The sequence below is a fragment of the Halopseudomonas sp. 4NH20-0008 genome (assembly GCF_057548395.1).
Genome location: NZ_BAAJMD010000007.1, coordinates 54551 through 71891 on the forward strand (window position 1 = coordinate 54551; position 17341 = coordinate 71891).

Genomic DNA, 17341 nt, shown 5'->3' on the forward strand with positions numbered 1-17341 from the left:
TGGTCGAGATGGAACTCAACCTTCCCGGGAGCCAAACTCGGAGTCAGTGCAGTAACCCCCTGGGACTGGCCGAGTTCCGCCTCGGCCGGGGGATGTCGATGAGCGTCAGACCCGGAAAGCGCTGATAATCTGCTGCAGGTCCTTGACCAGTTGCCCCATCCTATTGCTGGACTGCTCAGCCTGCCGTGCGCCCTCGGCGGTGCGTTCACCGGCCTGATTGATCTGCACGATATTCTGATCGATGTCGTGACTGACCGCGGTCTGCTCTTCTGCCGCAGCAGCAATCTGCTGACTCTGGTCCACAATCTGGGTCACCGCCTGAAGGATATTGCCCAGCGCGTCCTGTACCTTGAGCGAGGCATCAACCGTGGCACCGGTCATGCCATGACTGGCGCCCATAGCCTTGACCGCACCGCTGACACCTTCCTGCAAGCGGGCAATCATCTGCTCGATCTCTTCAGTCGATTGCTGGGTACGCCGTGCGAGGGTTCTCACCTCATCAGCCACTACGGCAAAGCCACGCCCCTGCTCACCCGCTCGCGCAGCCTCGATCGCGGCGTTCAGCGCCAACAGGTTGGTCTGTTCTGCAACGCCTTTGATCACTTCCAGTACGCGACTGATTGAACTGCTGTCTTCAGCGAGTTTGTTAATGACCTTGACCGAGTTTTCGATTTCGCCAGAAAGCTTTTCAATACCGTCAACCGAGGACTCGACCAGTCGACGGCCATTCAGGGTTTCGGTATTCACCTGCTCGGCGCTGGTCACGGCCATGGAGGCGCTGCGCGCCACTTCCTGGGAGGTAGCGGACATCTCGTTCATGGCCGTTGCCACTTGCTCGATCTGCGAGCGTTGCGAAGCCACCGCATGGCTGCTTTCGCTGGAAATCTGTTCGACCTGCTGTGACTGCTGATGGACATGAGTAGCGGTTTGGCTGACCTGACGAATCAGCTCGCGAATACGCGCTACGGTGTCATTCAGTTCACTGGCCAGCGCTCCCAGTTCATCACGGCTGTCAACCTCAACCTGAACCGTCATGTCACCACCGGCTACCTGACTCATCAATAAGGACAGGCGCTTGAGCGTGCGACGGGTAGCCATGTAGAAGCCGGCGTACAGGTAAACGATCAAAAGGCCAACCAGCGACAGGGAAACAATGAGTACCGTCATGGCCCGGACGTTTTCGCCCATGCGCGTCACCAGAACCTGCTCCAGCGTATCCAGTACCGACTGGTTGAAGGCATAGGTCTTGTCGATTTCACTGGTAATCCGCATAAAGTAATCAGACCACTGGCCCGACAGCGTATTGGCCAGAATGATATCGTCTTCGAAGATCTGCGCGGTTACATTGAGGCTGTCGACACTGGCCTCGGAGCTGCTGCGCAACCCGGCAAGGTTGGCATCGGCGAGCACCAGTGACAACACCTGTTCGTAGTTGCCAGTCATCAACTGCATGCTTTCAAATAATGCATCCATGTCACGGCTGGCATCCGAGTTGAGATAACCCAGACCAATCGAATAAGCGCCGACCGAACGACCCGTACCCAGGGCAGAGGTGATGCTTGGCGTGACATTGATCAGCACATCACTGAGCTGTCGAATATTGCGGTCGTAATCCTGAGGCAACCCGGCATAGGTGGCGGTAAAGCTCAGCAAGGAGGTCACTTCGCCCAGGGCCAGGGATGACAGTGCACCCCGATTACGAGGCGACTCGCCTGCCATGCGTTCATAGGCTTGAATTATCTCATTGCGCTTGGTAACCAGATCAGCCGCGTCGGGGTCTGACAAGTCCAGTTCAAGTGCCGCAAGGCCATCAATTACCCGTTTACGCAGCGTCTGCGAGCGCTGTTCGAGGTCCGCTGCATACTCGCCCTGGCCCAGTTGCACATTGACCATATCAATATCGCGCAAGGCTTCTGCATCACGCAGAATGGCCATGCTCTGGCGTAACAGCGTCATGCTGTCGAGTGCCCGCTCGGTAATCTGAACGCGCTCGTAGGCCTGCTGCACCAGCATGCTGCTGACGATACCAAGCGGCACAAAAAACAACAGGCTGATCAGGCAGAACTTCATGCCATAACTCAGGCGATTCATCAGCGCCACGGCAGGGGCCATAAGACTATTCACTCAGAACTCTCCTCAAATACAGGCCCCTGGTCGGGGGAGGTGTCATGCCGGTTTGCGCAGCTCCGGCATTCAGGCAAAAGCGGTACCAGCATCCTGCCAGTGTTCCAATTCTTATTATGCTCTTCAGCAACTGCCTCGGAATAAGACAGCTTAAATTGCTTATCGGCTCTGGATGCTCGATCTTTAGCCGATTAGATTGATAAAGGCGACACAAACTGCCCACACCATCAGGCTTCTTGTCAGCAAAATACGCACCGGCCGCATGATCATAACGGCCTCGCCCTGATCGTCCAGCGTAGCACTCTGAGCTGATTCAACACAGCGCGCGATCAGCTCCCGGGACTGCGTATCCCAACTCAATAACTGGACACGCAGGGTCAGCAGCACTCGGTCAAAATGCCCTACCAGCGCCAGGCTCAATCCAACAAGTCGTGCCGGTAGCCAGTCCAGCGCATGCCGCGCCGAAGACATAACAGGTTGCAACGGATGCTCACCCTGGCGCTGGAAATTGGCAATCAAACGGTATAACAGCGCGCCTACCGGCCCCAACAGCAGATACCAGAAAGCCGGAGCAAAATAACCCTGAAAGCTCTCCCAGGCCAGCTCACCACGCAAGCCCAGCAGCAGTGACTCAGGACTGGTGGCATCCAACTGTAAATCACGCTCGGCGAGCAACGCGGCTGCTTCCTGATCCCCACGCTGCCAGGCTTCTTCGATATTGCTTGCCATGCTGCCCAAGGGATCAGATCGACCAACACAAAGCAACAATACCAGCGCATGCAGCGAGAGGGTTACCAGACCATAGGCCAGCCCTTCTGCGAGCCACAACAACAGACCGCAGAGCAGCAATGGCATTACCAGCAAGGCAATTGCAAGCCAGATGGGACGAGACAGGGTAGCGGTGGCTACCGAGCGCACAAGAACCGACAGCACATCGACCGGAAAACCCCTTCGCCAGGGAGTGAAGCGCAGAACCAGAGCAACCAGAACCAGTGCCAAAAAACTCATTGAGGACTCCCGCCCATGTGATTGTCATCTTGCCTTGTCAAAGCACGCAGGTAACGTTGCCAATGAAACGCCAGGCCCGGATCGGTCTTGCGGCCCGGCGCAATGAACTCATGTCCGGTTATCCGGTAGCAATCTATCGCCACATAGGTCTGCAGCAAAGCCTGGGTCAACTGAATCAGTGACTGGTACTGGTCATCCGTGTAAGGAACGTCATCCACGCCCTCCAACTCGACGCCAATCGAGTAATCATTGCAATCTGCAACACCAGCATAGCAGGAAACACCCGCGTGCCAGGCCCGGTCATTGCAGGATACGAACTGGGTAATGCGCCCGTTGCGCTCAATCAGGAAATGCGCTGAAACGCGCAGGCTGGCAATCTGAGCAAAGTAGGAATGCTGGCTTGAATCCAGTTTTCCCTGAAAAAAAGGCTGTACGAAACCGCCACCAAACTCCCCCGGCGGCAAACTGATGTTATGGATGACGAGCAGAGACACCTGTGCATCCGCTGGGCGGGCATTGAAGTGAGGTGAAGGGCATTGCTCAGCCTGATCAAGCCAGCCTGACAGGACATCAATATGCATGGACGCAGTCACTTGGCAAAAACGTCATGCTAGCAGCCCAAAGGCCGCTGCAACAGTAGGCCAGGCTCAGTTCTTGCCAGACTGGATACGGCGCAAATTGCCGATTACCGACTCCAGGGCGCGATCAAACAACTGATTGTCGTCCAGCACCCTGATCAATCCAGCCACAAAGTGCTGGCCCAGAGCGGCCGTGGAAAACTCGGCAACCTTCATGCCAGTTCGATTGACGAAGATATACTTGCCACTGAAGCTGATGATCGCCGCCAACTTGCAGCGTTGAACCGGCTCGCCTTCAGCCAGGCTGAGCTCGAACCAGCTACCTGTATGCAGGGCAGCAACCCATTCAGTTGCTTTGGCATCCGGCAAGTCGCCTACCAGCTCAACTGCGGGCTCTGAAGCAGGCGCTTCCATAACCGGCTCATCAACCAGCACTCGCTCAATGACCGGCACGCGGCGAGCCGGCTCACGGGGCGCTACCTCCTTAGCTTCAGGCTTGAGTGCAACCGGCTTGGCCAGCGCTTGGTCCTGCACAGACGGAGCGGACTCCGCGACTACGGACTCAGGCTGCGGGGCATCGGACTCCGGCGCAGGCAATGACTCAACCTCTGCTTCAGGCTCTGGCAGGGCAGCAGGCTCAACCATCTCTGCCGCCACATCAAGAAGGGGGGGCTCAGCCTTGTCTACCTGCTCAAACAAGGTTTCAGTCAACAGCGGAACCGACTGGGGATCAGGCTCCAACTCAGGCATGGTAATGATTGCCTCTTGCAACTGCTTGAGTCGCATCAGCAACGGCGCCCCCTGCTCCGAGCGCATACCGACCAGCTTAAGACCCTGGGCTAGAGCCTTGCGTACGTCGGTGTTCAATGCTTCACGCTCAGCATAAGCGTCATCTGCCAGCGGCTCGATACTGTCGAGTAACCGTTTGGCCGTATCTTCAGCGTGTTTCCAGGCAGCGGAGCCTTGACCCTCACGCAAGTTGGCCATCTGCATCACCTGGCTCCAGGTATCACGCAGAAAATCAATCACGAAAACCGGCAAGGTCTTGCCCAACAGCAGTGCATTCAGAGACGCTGCAACCTGGTTGCGCGCATCCTCAATTCGCGCCTTGCCTTCTTCAGAGTCACGGGTGCGCTGCTCGAGACGCTCAGAGCGACGCTTTTCAACGTTAAGAAAGCCGGTCAGCTCAGTGTGCAAACTGGCAAACAGCTCGGGGTCCGGCTCGGCTTGCCCATGCAAGCGCTCAACAATCCCTTCAAGCATCGTATGCAACTGATCACGACGCAAGTCATCGTGGTCGTTCCATCCCATGGTGGCGCGTGCCAGCTCATTCAGCAGACGTCGCGCCGGGTGGCTGGACTGGCTGAAGAAACGCTTGTCGGCGATGGCCACGCGCAGGATCGGCAGCTGCAGACGCCCAATCAGCACCTTCACCGCAGAGGGTAATTGCGGATCATCCAGAATAAAATCAAACAGCATCGATACCAGGCTGATGACGTCATCATCAACCCGCTCCAGGCCACGGGCCTGGCCACTGAGTTCACGGTGCTGGGTCAGTAGCTGGTTGATCTGCGCGCGCATGTCGATGCGCTGTACCGGTTCGGCCGTATTTTCATTGAAAGACAGATTGGAAAGCATGCCCAGCAGTTCATTGCTACGCAGAGGCTCCGCGGAAGGACTGCCCAGACGTGAGATAGCCGCATCACCACTGGCATGCCGCCAGTTGCCGATCAGCTCGCTGAACATCGACAATACTTGCTGGTGCTCAGCGGACTCGACCGCCGGCGCCCCGGCATACTGGCCGCCTGATGATGCTGCAGGAGCTCGGCGAGTAGCAGACTGCTGGGCAGTACCGCGAAGATCAGGCAGAACGCCGGCAGAGATCAACTGACGATTGGCTGCTTCGTACATGCCATCCAGTTGGTTGAATACATAGCGCTCAAAAAGCTTGTAGATAATCAGACGAACCTTGATGTCGAGACTCAGTTCGGCCAGTGCATCAACAAACACCTGTGACAGCATCTTCGGTCCGAACGGATTGCTGCGCTCATCAACCGTTACCTTGACCAGACTGTTCAAACGAATAGACAGATGACTGAGCAAGGGTTTGGTGCGCGATGCCACCCGACCAATCATGTTGTCAATTGCAACCGTTTCTTCCAGCTCGTCGGGCTGCACCAGCGAGAGGGAGTCGATTTCGAAGTTTTGCAGAGACTGCGGCGGAGCTTCGGGAGTGTATTGACTGAGTGCTTCAAGCTCACGCATAAAGGCCATACAGCATGCCTTGGTCATGTTATGACGCTGCAACCGTACTGCACGCATAGCTTCAAAAAACAGGGTTTGTTCAGTATTGCTGCCGGCACGATCAGCCATTTCAAACAAACTGTCGTCGGCGTTATCAAAGAGTTCGGTCAGGCTTTTTTTCAGAAACTCGAGCCCGAGCTTTCTGACTGGCAAAAGCGGAGATGGCAAGCTGGATGGCCGATTGGGATCGAACTTGTCGATGGCCTGTTCAGCTGAGCTTATCGCAACAATTTTGGGATCACGGGCCATGTCACATCTCCGGACAGAGACTATCTGCCTTGTGTAACGCCAACGAAGCTTACCCTGCTATATGCACACTGCTTTGATCTGCATGTCCGTACGTCGTAAAAATGGCGTCAAATTTGAACCGAGTATACCGTTTTTTTATCAGGCTCCATCACCCTAATCTCATTTACATGACCCAGTTCACATTTCCGAGGTTCGAGCATGGCGTCCATCGCTGGAGCCCAAGAGTTGGAATACCATCCCAAAGCGCAAATAAAAGAGCAAGTAGCAGCACCTGATCGGGGCTATACGGCGACCGACGGATTGCAACAGCGGCCAAGTGGCAGGTAACAGGCAAACAATCGGGTATACTCGCCGCCTTAAACCGATCTGCCATGGAGCACAGCATGCCGAATCTGACCCTCGACAGCCTGCAAGAGACCATTGTCGATGATGTTAAGCGGGCGCTAGCCGAAGATGTCGGCGCTGGCGACATTACCGCCATGCTGATTCCCGCTGATCGCCAGGCCAAGGCCCGCATTCTGACCAGGGAAACCGCCACCCTGTGCGGCACCGCCTGGGCTGACGAAGTATTTCGTCAGGTCGACCCACGTATTCAGGTGCAATGGCAGGTAACCGATGCCGAACAGATGCAGGCCAATCAGGTGTTCTGCACCCTAAGTGGTCCGGCACGCAGCCTGCTGACTGCCGAACGTACCGCCATGAACTTCATTCAGACACTGTCAGCGGTGGCAACCCGCAGCCGGTATTTCGCCTCACTGGTCGAAGGCACCGGGGTCAAGCTGCTGGATACGCGTAAAACCCTGCCCGGATTACGCCTGGCCCAGAAGTACGCCGTGACCTGTGGCGGCTGCCATAACCACCGAATTGGTCTGTATGACGCCTTTCTGATCAAGGAAAATCATATTGCCGCCTGCGGCAGCATTCAGGCGGCCATCAGCCAGGCAAGACATCTTGCACCGGGCAAACCCGTTGAGGTAGAAGTCGAGTCATTGAATGAGCTCGATCAGGCACTGGAGGCCGGTGCCGATATCATCATGCTTGACGAGCTGAGCCACGACGAGATGCGCGAGGCTGTCCGGCGCTGTGCCGGACGCGCAGCACTGGAAGCTTCAGGTGGCATCAACGAGCAGACGCTCCGCAGTGTAGCCGAAACAGGGGTCGACCTGATTTCCATTGGCAGCCTGACCAAGGACATCAAGGCGGTTGATCTGTCCATGCGGCTTAGCATGTAAGCCGCTTCAGGCAGCTACAAAAAACCCGGCACAAGCCGGGTTTTTTGTGAACACTGCGCAGGGATCAGTCGCGCACGTTCTCGTACATCATATAGCGCGAGGTTTCATAGAGCCCTCGAGTCAGCGGCAACAAGCGCTGATACTCCTCGGGGAAGCGCTCAGCCACGTTGTCCAGCGGCGTTTCGGACCACAAATCATGCAGACTGGGTTCGCTGCCGTCGTAATTCATCTGCAACAGGAAGTCCTTGCTGACGGCACCAATCAGCGGAAAACTGCCCTCGCGCAGCACCACCGGCACCACCCGCTCACCCTCGGGTGCCGGCTGCAACAGATCACGACCCATGGTGCGGTTATCGTAAGGCAGGCCCAGCAGGCTGGTGATGGTCGGTAGCAGATCAGCCAGACCCACCGCCTCGTCAAACTCGCGTGGAGGCAGCAGCTTGGGGGCATAGATCAGCAGCGGTACGTTGTTGCTCTCTAGGCCCAGTTGATCAAAGGCGGGACGCATGTAATCGATATTGGCAATACGCGTGTTGTGGTCACCAAAGAGGACAAAGATGGTGTTGTCGTAGTAGCCCCCTTCCTTGGCCAATTCCATCAACCGGCCGATGTTGTAATCGAGCAGACGCACAGCGTTGTATTGAGCAACGCTACGTGAACCCGCGGCCTGCACTTCTTCAAGCGAGCGCTCGATCACCTCGAAGTCATCATTGTCCTCGGGAATGGTAAAGGGTCGGTGATTACCCGCGGTCTGGATGTAGGCAAAAAATGGCTTGTCCCTGGGCAGGTTGCGCAAAATCTGATCGGTTTCCTTGAACAGGTCCAGATCGGAAATGCCCCAGACGTCGACATTCTTGGAAACCCAGCCACCCTCCTCATACAAGGTAACGTCATCAATACTCTGGCGAATCAGTGCATTCATGTTGGCCCAGCCCGAGTTGCCACCTATGGTGTAAATCTTGTGGTAACCCTCCAGCGCATTGATCAGGGTGTGCTGATTGGTGATCAGCGGGTTACGGGTAGCCGTCTCCGAACGGGATACATCCGGAATCCCGGTGATGCTGGCCCAGACGGTCTTGGCCGTGCCCGTTACCGGCACATAGAAATGCCGGAAAAACCAGCTCTCCTGTGCCATGCGGTCAAGATTCGGGGTTGGATTCAGAGGGTTGCCATAGGCGCCAACTGCAGTAGTGCCGAGCGACTCGAGCATGACAAAGACCACATTCGGACGCTGCGCCACATTCAGCGCATGCGGTTGCAGCGGCACCTGGCGATTCAGCGTCAGCGCCTCGCTGTCGGGTGTTTCAACACCCAGATAACGGCTTACTACCGAATAATGCTCGCGCACCTGATCAAGATCGTAACGGTTCTCCGGAACACTCAGGGTGTCATAGAAAAAGATCACCGGGTTCAGACCCAAGGCACCCAACTGGCTGTCACCCGAGAAAAAGGCATCACTCCAGCGCAACGGCACCGGATTTTCCAGATTGATATTGGTATAGCGGCCCAGAATAGCCAGAAATACCAGCACCACCATGGCCGTGCTGCCCCAGATTCGGGACCACAGGGAAATGCGTCTGGCAGGTCGATCCAGGGTCACACGCTCGAACCTGAACAGGGCCAGACAGGTCAGCACCAACATGCTCAACCAGCCAAGACTGATCCAGATAACCGGGTAGGTTTCCCAGACCATTTGCTGGGAAATCGCCGCATCTTCAATAAACTTCAGGGCTGATGCATTCAGCCGCACACCCAGGTAGGCGTAATGACCAAAATCGAAGATATACATCAATAGTACGATGGCCAGCGCCAGTATCAGATAGATCCTGCCTATCCAGCGCAGCAGCGCAGAACGCAGACTGTTCCAACGGGGCAACCAGGCCAGCAACATGACCGGCAGCATCAGCAGTATGGCCAAGCGCAAGTCAAACCGGGCACCAATACTCAGCGTTTCCAACACCACGGCCCAGGTCTGTTCCACCCCGGGATCAACGGCGGAAAAGCCGAACAGAAAAACAGCCCGCAGAATCAACAGCAGGCACGAAAGGATAGCAACGCCCCCGACAAAATAATGAAGACGCCGCGACAACAACCAAGTCATAGAAACTCCAGTTCAGAATAAGAAGGTAACGCAACGTGGATCAGGGGCTGCTATCCACTTCACCGTCATAACGGGAAAGGGTTTGCATACCCAGGGCAAACAAGTGCTCATCAGATGCAAACAGGTCGGGAATCCGGCTTGAACCCAAGGGCCAGCGCCCGCTGCGCTGCAGATAATGACACTGACTGATCTTTTCGGCACGGTAGAGTTGCGCCGACGCCACACCGAGACTTGATAATCCGGGCTGAATCAGCCCCTCAAGGGTCAGGCAGGTCTGATCCGGAAAAGCCCAGACTCTGACCATGGCAGCACTCATGCGCCGTCCAAGCTGACGCCATTGTGCCCTGAACAACAGGCTATTGGGAATTTGCGCACCATCAAACTGCTGATCCAGCACTCGACAGCCGACCAGCAGACCGACATGGCTGGTCAGGCCGCTTAGATAAGCGACAAACTCGTCCTCGCCACGGGTGCGGGCAAAGGCCGCATTGACCACGGCAGTATGTTCGGACAGATTCCACAGCAGGGTTCCGGCAATGCCACTGAAATGCCCCTTGGCCTGGTTGAATATTGGCCTGACCAGCAGGTTTGCCATCAATTGCCTGAGCCCTTTCTGACCCAGAACCAGAACGGCCTGTTCGAGACTTTTCACATCGCTGGCACGGCGATAAAAAGGGCTGTTGGCTAGGCGGATGATTTCACTGACCGACACCAGATCACTGGCAATCAGGTCGGTCAGATCCTTGATGGTGGTATCCGGGTCACGAAAGCAGCTCATGATCCGTGGCAACACGCTGGGCAGGCGCGGAACCAGACGGCTATCGGCAAGATTGCCCTGCAGCGCAACCTCAAAGGACTTGATTGCTGCCCGCTCAAAGCTGTTGATTGGCAGGTTCAGCGGCGAGTGCACACCCAGCACCAGCCCCATGAAAGCCTGCTCGATGCGATCTTCATCTTCACTCAAGCCGGTACCGCGCAGGGCCATAGCCGGTCGAAAACGGGCTGCACTGACGACGTTCGGCGTGCGTCCTGGCAGAAAAAACATGCGTTTCAGCCAAGATCTCAGTTGCATGCAGTTAACCCCTCAGCCGCTGCAGCAGACCGTGGCAATCGACAACATGCCAGTCCGCCAATGCCGGCCAGCTATTGTCCGGGTGCACCAGACAGGTATGGCAACCTGCCGCACGCCCGGCCTCCAGGTCAAAACGGAAATCACCGACCATGATCACCTCGGACTGCCCCAGGGACCAGGCCGATAGCAGTTGTTGAATCCCATGCGGATCGGGCTTGGGCAGAGCATCATCGCGGCCCAGAACATGCGCGGTGGCAAAACAGTCACGCACACCAATCACTTCCAGCGAAGACAGCGCTACCTGACGCAGATTGCGAGTCAGAATACCAATATGCTGACCCGCTGCATGCAGATACCTGATCAGCTCAGCAGCGCCGGGTGCAGGCTCTACATCCTGAGCCAACTGCAACTCGATGGCATTCAGTTCAGCCTGCATGGCCGCCTTCTCAGCAGTCGGCAGGCTGGCCAGAAAGCCGAGAATATCCTGCCCGGCCGGCACGCCCAGCTGCACCCGAATGGCATCAAAGTCGTGCTGCGCTACCGTCAGGGTACCGTCCAGGTCGAAAATCCAGCCACGCAGATCGCGGATCATTTGGCTGGCAGCTTACGCATCAGCGACTCCTGGGTGATGGACGCCACCAGCACACCTTCGCGGTTGAATATCTGCCCGCGCGACAGACCGCGCGAACCCGAGGCGGAAGGGCTGTCCATGGCATACAGCAGCCAGTCATCCATGCGCAGCGGCCGGTGATACCAGATCGAGTGATCCAGACTGGCAACCTGCATCTGCGGCGACCAGGAGGACACAGCATGCGGCAGCATGGCTGTCCCGAGCAGATGAAAATCCGAGGCGTAGGCCAGCAGATAGCGGTGCAGTTGCGGGTCATCCGGCAGACGACCATCGGCGCGGAACCAGACATGCCTGACCGGCTCAGCCGCATGCGGCTTGAACGGGTTGAACAGCTCTACCGGACGAATCTCGATGGGTTTGTCGACCAGCACCTTGTCACGTACCTTCTCTTGGATCAGGTGCTGATGATCGCGGGTCAACTGGGTCTCGTTACGCAGGTCCTCGGGGCCGGGCACATCCGGCATCGTTGCTTGATGGTCGTAACCCTCTTCATCACCCTGAAAGGAACTGATCATGGTAAAGATCGGCTTGCCCTTCTGGATGGCCTGCACTCGCCGAGTGGTAAAGCTGCCACCGTCGCGCAAAGGATCAACCTGATAGATGATCGGTAGTGTGGCATCGCCTGGCCGCAGGAAGTAACCGTGCACAGAATGCACATGACGCGAAGCATCCACGGTTTGACTGGCCGCAGACAGCGCTTGCCCAAGCACCTGACCTCCAAAGAGTTGTCTGAAACCCAGATCCTGACTCAGGCCACGGAACAGGTTTTCTTCAATCTTCTCGAGCGCCAGCAAGCTGACCAGATCATCCAGCATATGCGTCATAGAGACAATTTCCTCGACAGCAACCGGCCGCAGCCGGATACGAATTGAAAGGGACTGAGAATGTCACCCAGCGAGACATTCTAACCTCTCCCCCGCCACTTTTGGTAACGCCTCTTGCCTTGTTGGCCCCTCTGACTCTGGCTCATACTCAGCATTCAGCAAAACAGGGCTTGCCTGCATGGATCTGCCGCTGGTTTACCACACCGATTACAGCTTTGACTTTCCGCACAAGCATCGTTTTCCCATGGACAAGTTTGTGCGTCTGCACGATCACCTGCGTGGCACCGGACTGTTGCACGACACTAACCTGCATAGCCCGGACATCTGCCCAGCGGATATTCTCATTCTGGCCCATGACCCGGACTATGTCAGGCGCTTCCATGACAATCAGCTGGACAACGCCGCGCTCCGGCGCATGGGCTTGCCCTGGAGTGACGCCCTGGTGCGGCGGACCAGCCGCGCGGTCGGCGGCTCACTGCTGACCGCCGAGCTGGCATTGCAACAGGGTCTGGCCTGTCATCTGGCCGGCGGCACGCACCACGCCCATTACGACTTTGCCTCGGGCTTCTGCATCTTCAATGATCTGGCGATCATCAGTCGCTATCTGCTGGCCAGCGGCAAGGTGCACCGCGTTCTGATCTTCGATTGCGATGTGCATCAGGGTGACGGTACCGCGCGCATCCTGGAGAACGACACCGACGCCATCACGGTATCGCTGCACTGCGAGAATAATTTCCCGGCACGCAAGGCGCACAGTGACTGGGACATTCCCCTGCCTCGGCAACTGGACGATGCTGGCTACCTGAAGATCGTCGATGACGTGCTGGGTTATCTGTTACCGCTCTACCAGCCGGATCTGGTGCTCTACGATGCCGGCGTGGATGTGCACCGGGATGATGCCTTGGGCTATCTGAATCTGAGCGATCAGGGCATAGCACAGCGCGACAGGCTGGTGATCGACCATTGTCTGGGCCGCGACATCCCGGTCTGCGCAGTCATCGGCGGCGGCTACAGCACCGATCGGGATGCATTGGCCAGGCGCCACGGCATTCTGCATCACAGTGCCGCGCAGATTTGGCAGCAGCGGGCTTTGGGGTAAACTGCGCCACTCCATGCCCTGCGGACCCTCTCATGCCTGCGCCCCACTCTGCTCACGTTGCCATTATCGGTGCCGGCCCTGCCGGCCTGATGGCTGCCGAAACCCTGGCCCTGGCTGGCGTGCGCGTTGATCTGTATGACGCCATGCCCTCGGTCGGACGCAAGTTTCTGCTGGCCGGTGTGGGCGGCATGAACATCACCCATGCTGAAGCCAAGGCCGATTTCATCCAACGCTACCGCGAGGCCAGTCCCTGGGTGGCCGACTGGCTGCAGGCGCTGGATGCCGATCAGCTCAGGGCCTGGATCCACGGTCTGGGCGTAGAGACCTTTGTCGGTTCCTCCGGACGGGTTTTCCCGGTCGATATGAAAGCCGCGCCGCTGCTGCGTGCCTGGCTGAAGCGCCTGCGTGAAGCCGGCGTCAGCCTGCATACCCGGCACCGCTGGCTAGGCTGGGATGCCAAAGGCAAACTGCAATTCCAGACCCCGCAGGGCACTGTCACCGTTCAGGCTGATGGCCAGATTCTGGCGCTGGGCGGCGGTAGCTGGTCACGCCTGGGATCGGATGGTGCCTGGGTTCCCTGGCTACGCCAGCAGCAGATTCAGGTACGCGACCTGCTGCCGGCCAACTGCGGCTTCGAGTGCGACTGGAGTCCTTACCTGCGTGAACGCTTTGCCGGTCAGCCACTCAAGCAGGTTATCGCGCGGGTTATGCTGGCCAAGGGCGGCGAGCAGGTTCAGCGCGGTGAGTGTGTACTGACCGCACAGGGCCTGGAAGGCAGCCTTATCTATGCGCTGTCGGCGCCACTGCGTGATCAGCTGCTCGACCAAGGCCGTGCCACACTCTGGCTGGACCTGGCACCCGATCGCAACCAGAGTCAATTACAGGCAGCGCTTGAGGCGCCGCGCAAGGGACAGACCCTGAGCTCGGTGCTGCGGAAAAAAGCTGGGTTGGATGCCGTCAAGATCGCCCTGCTGCATGAAAGACTCGAGCCTGAGACGCTGCGCAGTGCTGAACAGGTGGCCAACGCTATCAAGCAGCTGCCGATTGTTTTCACTGCTGCACGGCCACTGGATGAGGCCATCAGCAGTGCCGGTGGCGTCTGCCATGCGGCCCTCGATGGCAAGCTGATGCTCAAGGCCATGCCCGGAGTATTCTGCGCCGGCGAAATGCTCGACTGGGAAGCACCAACCGGTGGTTACCTGCTGACCGCCTGCTTCGCCAGCGGCCGACGCGCTGGACAGGGGATGCTGAACTGGCTCACGACTTCGGCTTGATGCCGGACAACCTGGGTACCATCCAGCGCTCGAACAGCCCTGGCAGCAATCTGGCCAGTAATCGAGCGCGCCAGTTGACGTTCGACAACACCAGCTGCCGACGCCGCTTTACCGCCGCGCGAAAGATATCGTCGGCTACCTCGGTAGGTGAGGACAGACCCAGGGGCGAAACCACTGGGCTGCTGATCACGCTGCCGTCGGCCTGTAGCGCATGCTTGCGAATATCAGTGGCAGTATAACCCGGTGTCACCAGCATGACATTCACGCCCTGCTCGCGCACTTCCATGCGCAGGGTTTCAAACAAGCCGTGCAGGGCATGCTTGCTGGCATTGTAGGCACTGCGGTAAAGCAAGGGCGCAAAACCGGACAGCGAGCTGAGCACAATCACCTGACCACGGCGCTGCACTATGCTGGGCAGGGCCAGCCGGGTGCAGTACAGCGCACCGAAGTAGTTCACCGCCATGATGCGCTGAAAGACAGTCAGATCGGTCTCGGCAAAGGCGCTGCGATGGGTAATCCCAGCGTTATTGATAAGAATATCAATGCCGCCAAAGTGCTCGAGCACCTGACGCATGGCCTGCTCGCAGGCCTGCTCATCAGCGACATCGCAGTGCAGCGCCAGCACATCAGCATTCAATTTGTCCATCAGTTGCTGGCGGAAGGCAACGAGGGGCTCATCCTGTACATCGAGGATGGCAATGCGGGCACCGGACTGAGCAAAACGCAGGGCCAGTGCCCGCCCAATACCGGCGCAACCGCCGGTAATCACTACCACTTTCTGCTGAAAGACGCCCCTGCCCATTGCTTACCCCTGATCATGCTGTTGGTCACGACCAAGAGTGGGACAAATCGCCGCGCGCTGCAAGCTGCCCCTGCAAGCGCAGCCCCGCGCAGAATGTAGGGAGTTAGTCAGGGCGCCAGACGTTCGCGCTGCCACTGACCATCTACCAACCGATAATTCAGGCGGTCATGCAGGCGGCTGGGACGGCCCTGCCAGAATTCGATCAGCTGTGGTTTGAGGCGAAAGCCGCCCCAGTGTGGCGGACGCTCGGGGGCCTGGTCGGCATACTGCTGCTGCAGTTGCTGCAGGTTGTGCTCCAGCACCTCACGGTTGGCAATCACCTGGCTCTGCGGCGAGGCCCAGGCGCCCAGACGGCTGCCCACCGGGCGGCTGTGGTAGTAGGCGTCGGATTCGTCGGCGCTGATCTGTTCGACCTGGCCCTCGATACGCACCTGACGCTCAAGGTCGTGCCACCAGAAGGTCATGGCCGCCTGGGGGTTGGCCTGCAACTGCTGACCCTTGGCGCTGTGATAATTGGTGAAGAACACAAAACCACGATCGTCCATACCTTTGAGCAGCAGGGTGCGCAGGTGCGGCTGGCCGTTTGCATCGACGCTGGCAAGCATCATGGCGTTGGCTTCGGTGGATTCGATTTCCACCGCCTGCTCGAACCAGGTGGCGAACAGGCTCAGGGGTTCATCAGGGGCCTGGTTTTCCAGCAGGCCGTCGCGGGTATAGTCGCGACGCAGATCGGCTACATCAGGTTTCATGGTCGTGGCTCCGGTGGATAATGTCCCTATGCTAGCACCTTGCATGGGCGGGACATTGACTCCGGACAAGCTCTTTTCAATCTTGCTGTTTCAGACAGCGATAGACTTCACGACTCAGTGCCAGGGCACGCGGGTCCATGAGGACATAGGGACCCATGGTGTTGGTGACGTAGCCAAAGCCAACCTGGGCTTCGGGATCACAGAAACCCAGTGAACCGCCAGCGCCGGGGTGTCCATAGGCCTGCGGTCCCATACCGAATCCGCCACCTTCATAGTCCTGTTCAAGCATGACGCCGAGGCCAAAGCGCGTGGGTGCCAGCAGGGTCTTATCCATGCCCTGGCTGTGTTCGGTACGCATTTGCTCAACCAGTTCGCGGTCCAGCAGGCTGACGCCGTCGAGGCTGCCATCATGGGCCAGGATTTGCCAGAAGCGGGCCAGCGAGCGCGCATTGCCGGTACCGTTGGCGGAGAGTATTTCAGCCTGCTGCCATTCGCGTTTGTTGGTACTGACCATCATGCTCGAAGGGTTGCCGAAAGCCTTGAAGCCCATACCCTCGGGCTGACCCATGGACATGAACAGGGCGCGGGCATACTGGTCACCGACCTGATTGCGCAGGCGCGAGATGTGGGCGATGCGCTGCAGTTGGTCATCCGGTACGCCGACAAAGAAGTCCATACCCAGCGGCTCACAGATATGCTGTTGAATATAAGCGCCGGGGTGTTCGCCGCTGAGGCGTTTGAGTGGTTCGCCAAGCAGCCAGGCATAGGTGACCGGTGCGTAGCCGTGGGCTTCGCCGGGTGTCCACCAGGGCTTTTGTGCAGCCAGGGCTGTGGCCATGGCATCCCAGTCAAACAGCGCTTCCGGCGGCAGGCTGTCGCTGATGGCCGACAGGCCCGAGCGATGACTGAGTACCTGGCGCAGGGTGATCCGCTCCTTGCCGGCCTGGGCGAATTCGGGCCAGACCTCGGCCAGCGGGCTATCCAGCCCGATGCGACCGGCTTCTACCTGCTGCAACAGAGCGACGGCACCCAGCGGCTTGGTACAGGAAAAGACGTTGACCAGGGTGTCCTGTTCCCAGACTTGCTGGTTGTCCTTGTCGACCACGCCCTGCCACAGATCCAGGACCGTTTCGCCGCCTACAGAGACGCAAAGCGCACTGCCGCGCGCCTGTTCGTCTGTCTGCTGCTCGGCAAACAGCTCACGAACGTGCTCGAAACGCGGATCAAAATAGCCCTGGACGTTGCTCATGGTATGGATTCCCTGTTGGAGGTTTTATGGGCTTATTAGACCCGA

14 protein-coding genes are annotated in these 17341 nt (G+C 58.0%); 3 read left to right on the plus strand and 11 right to left on the minus strand.

Annotation, left to right across the window (positions count from 1 at the left end; translation table 11 throughout):
* Positions 1-105 precede the first annotated feature (105 nt).
* The 4 genes from AC27HQ_RS08675 to AC27HQ_RS08690 all read right to left on the minus strand — a co-directional run bounded on the left by AC27HQ_RS08675 (position 106) and on the right by AC27HQ_RS08690 (position 6263).
* A complete protein-coding gene (locus tag AC27HQ_RS08675) occupies positions 106-2124 on the minus strand; it encodes a methyl-accepting chemotaxis protein (protein WP_487155756.1) in 2019 nt (672 codons plus the stop codon).
* Between the two features lie 183 nt (positions 2125-2307).
* The gene (ampE, locus tag AC27HQ_RS08680) at positions 2308-3132 is read right to left on the minus strand and encodes a regulatory signaling modulator protein AmpE (RefSeq protein WP_487155757.1); all 825 of its coding nucleotides are present in this window, start codon (positions 3130-3132) and stop codon (positions 2308-2310) included.
* On the minus strand, positions 3129-3713 hold the full coding sequence (gene ampD / locus AC27HQ_RS08685; protein WP_487155758.1) for a 1,6-anhydro-N-acetylmuramyl-L-alanine amidase AmpD: 585 nt from the start codon (positions 3711-3713) through the stop codon (positions 3129-3131). The genes ampE and ampD overlap by 4 nt, the downstream gene beginning before the upstream one ends.
* A gap of 66 nt (positions 3714-3779) precedes the next feature.
* Entirely contained in the window at positions 3780-6263 is a 2484-nt protein-coding gene (locus tag AC27HQ_RS08690) for a DUF1631 domain-containing protein (protein WP_487155759.1), read from the minus strand.
* A gap of 383 nt (positions 6264-6646) precedes the next feature.
* On the opposite strand from AC27HQ_RS08690, the gene nadC reads away from it, so the two are divergent.
* Positions 6647-7495, plus strand: coding sequence for a carboxylating nicotinate-nucleotide diphosphorylase (nadC, locus tag AC27HQ_RS08695; protein WP_487155760.1), 849 nt, complete (start codon positions 6647-6649; stop codon positions 7493-7495).
* Between the two features lie 64 nt (positions 7496-7559).
* Here nadC and AC27HQ_RS08700 read toward each other — a convergent pair whose 3' ends face one another.
* From AC27HQ_RS08700 to tesB, 4 genes are read right to left on the minus strand one after another with little or no spacing between them, the layout of a single operon-like run.
* Positions 7560-9596 (minus strand): LTA synthase family protein, encoded by a 2037-nt coding sequence (locus AC27HQ_RS08700; protein ID WP_487155761.1) that lies wholly within the window; start codon positions 9594-9596, stop codon positions 7560-7562.
* 40 nt (positions 9597-9636) lie between these two features.
* Positions 9637-10668, minus strand: coding sequence for an HDOD domain-containing protein (locus AC27HQ_RS08705; RefSeq protein ID WP_487155762.1), 1032 nt, complete (start codon positions 10666-10668; stop codon positions 9637-9639).
* A gap of 4 nt (positions 10669-10672) precedes the next feature.
* Entirely contained in the window at positions 10673-11260 is a 588-nt protein-coding gene (locus AC27HQ_RS08710; RefSeq protein WP_487155763.1) for an HAD family hydrolase, read from the minus strand.
* Positions 11257-12123, minus strand: coding sequence for an acyl-CoA thioesterase II (gene tesB, locus AC27HQ_RS08715; RefSeq protein WP_487155764.1), 867 nt, complete (start codon positions 12121-12123; stop codon positions 11257-11259). The genes AC27HQ_RS08710 and tesB overlap by 4 nt, the downstream gene beginning before the upstream one ends.
* Before the next feature lie 178 nt (positions 12124-12301).
* On the opposite strand from tesB, the gene AC27HQ_RS08720 reads away from it, so the two are divergent.
* Positions 12302-13222 carry a histone deacetylase family protein gene (locus AC27HQ_RS08720; protein WP_487155765.1) on the plus strand — a complete coding sequence of 307 codons (921 nt, stop codon included), beginning with the start codon at positions 12302-12304 and terminating at the stop codon, positions 13220-13222.
* Between the two features lie 32 nt (positions 13223-13254).
* A complete protein-coding gene (locus AC27HQ_RS08725) occupies positions 13255-14496 on the plus strand; it encodes a TIGR03862 family flavoprotein (protein ID WP_487155766.1) in 1242 nt (413 codons plus the stop codon).
* Here AC27HQ_RS08725 and AC27HQ_RS08730 read toward each other — a convergent pair.
* From AC27HQ_RS08730 to AC27HQ_RS08740, 3 genes are all read right to left on the minus strand, one after another.
* Positions 14480-15298 (minus strand): SDR family oxidoreductase, encoded by an 819-nt coding sequence (locus tag AC27HQ_RS08730; protein WP_487155767.1) that lies wholly within the window; start codon positions 15296-15298, stop codon positions 14480-14482. The genes AC27HQ_RS08725 and AC27HQ_RS08730 overlap by 17 nt on opposite strands.
* Positions 15299-15405: 107 nt before the next feature.
* Positions 15406-16047: a pyridoxamine 5'-phosphate oxidase gene (gene pdxH / locus AC27HQ_RS08735; protein WP_487155768.1), complete on the minus strand. Its 642-nt coding sequence runs from the start codon at positions 16045-16047 to the stop codon at positions 15406-15408.
* A gap of 76 nt (positions 16048-16123) precedes the next feature.
* Complete coding sequence (locus tag AC27HQ_RS08740; RefSeq protein ID WP_487155769.1) at positions 16124-17296, minus strand: serine hydrolase domain-containing protein; 1173 nt, start codon at positions 17294-17296, stop codon at positions 16124-16126.
* Positions 17297-17341 lie beyond the last annotated feature (45 nt).

Coding starts and splice junctions, on each gene's coding strand:
- ampE (WP_487155757.1), bottom strand. CDS start 3,132: ATGAGTTTTTTGGCACTGGTTCTGGTTGCTCTGGTTCTGCGCTTCACT.
- ampD (WP_487155758.1), bottom strand. CDS start 3,713: ATGCATATTGATGTCCTGTCAGGCTGGCTTGATCAGGCTGAGCAATGC.
- AC27HQ_RS08690 (WP_487155759.1), bottom strand. CDS start 6,263: ATGGCCCGTGATCCCAAAATTGTTGCGATAAGCTCAGCTGAACAGGCC.
- nadC (WP_487155760.1), top strand. CDS start 6,647: ATGCCGAATCTGACCCTCGACAGCCTGCAAGAGACCATTGTCGATGAT.
- AC27HQ_RS08700 (WP_487155761.1), bottom strand. CDS start 9,596: ATGACTTGGTTGTTGTCGCGGCGTCTTCATTATTTTGTCGGGGGCGTT.
- AC27HQ_RS08705 (WP_487155762.1), bottom strand. CDS start 10,668: ATGCAACTGAGATCTTGGCTGAAACGCATGTTTTTTCTGCCAGGACGC.
- AC27HQ_RS08710 (WP_487155763.1), bottom strand. CDS start 11,260: ATGATCCGCGATCTGCGTGGCTGGATTTTCGACCTGGACGGTACCCTG.
- tesB (WP_487155764.1), bottom strand. CDS start 12,123: ATGACGCATATGCTGGATGATCTGGTCAGCTTGCTGGCGCTCGAGAAG.
- AC27HQ_RS08720 (WP_487155765.1), top strand. CDS start 12,302: ATGGATCTGCCGCTGGTTTACCACACCGATTACAGCTTTGACTTTCCG.
- AC27HQ_RS08725 (WP_487155766.1), top strand. CDS start 13,255: ATGCCTGCGCCCCACTCTGCTCACGTTGCCATTATCGGTGCCGGCCCT.
- AC27HQ_RS08730 (WP_487155767.1), bottom strand. CDS start 15,298: ATGGGCAGGGGCGTCTTTCAGCAGAAAGTGGTAGTGATTACCGGCGGT.
- pdxH (WP_487155768.1), bottom strand. CDS start 16,047: ATGAAACCTGATGTAGCCGATCTGCGTCGCGACTATACCCGCGACGGC.
- AC27HQ_RS08740 (WP_487155769.1), bottom strand. CDS start 17,296: ATGAGCAACGTCCAGGGCTATTTTGATCCGCGTTTCGAGCACGTTCGT.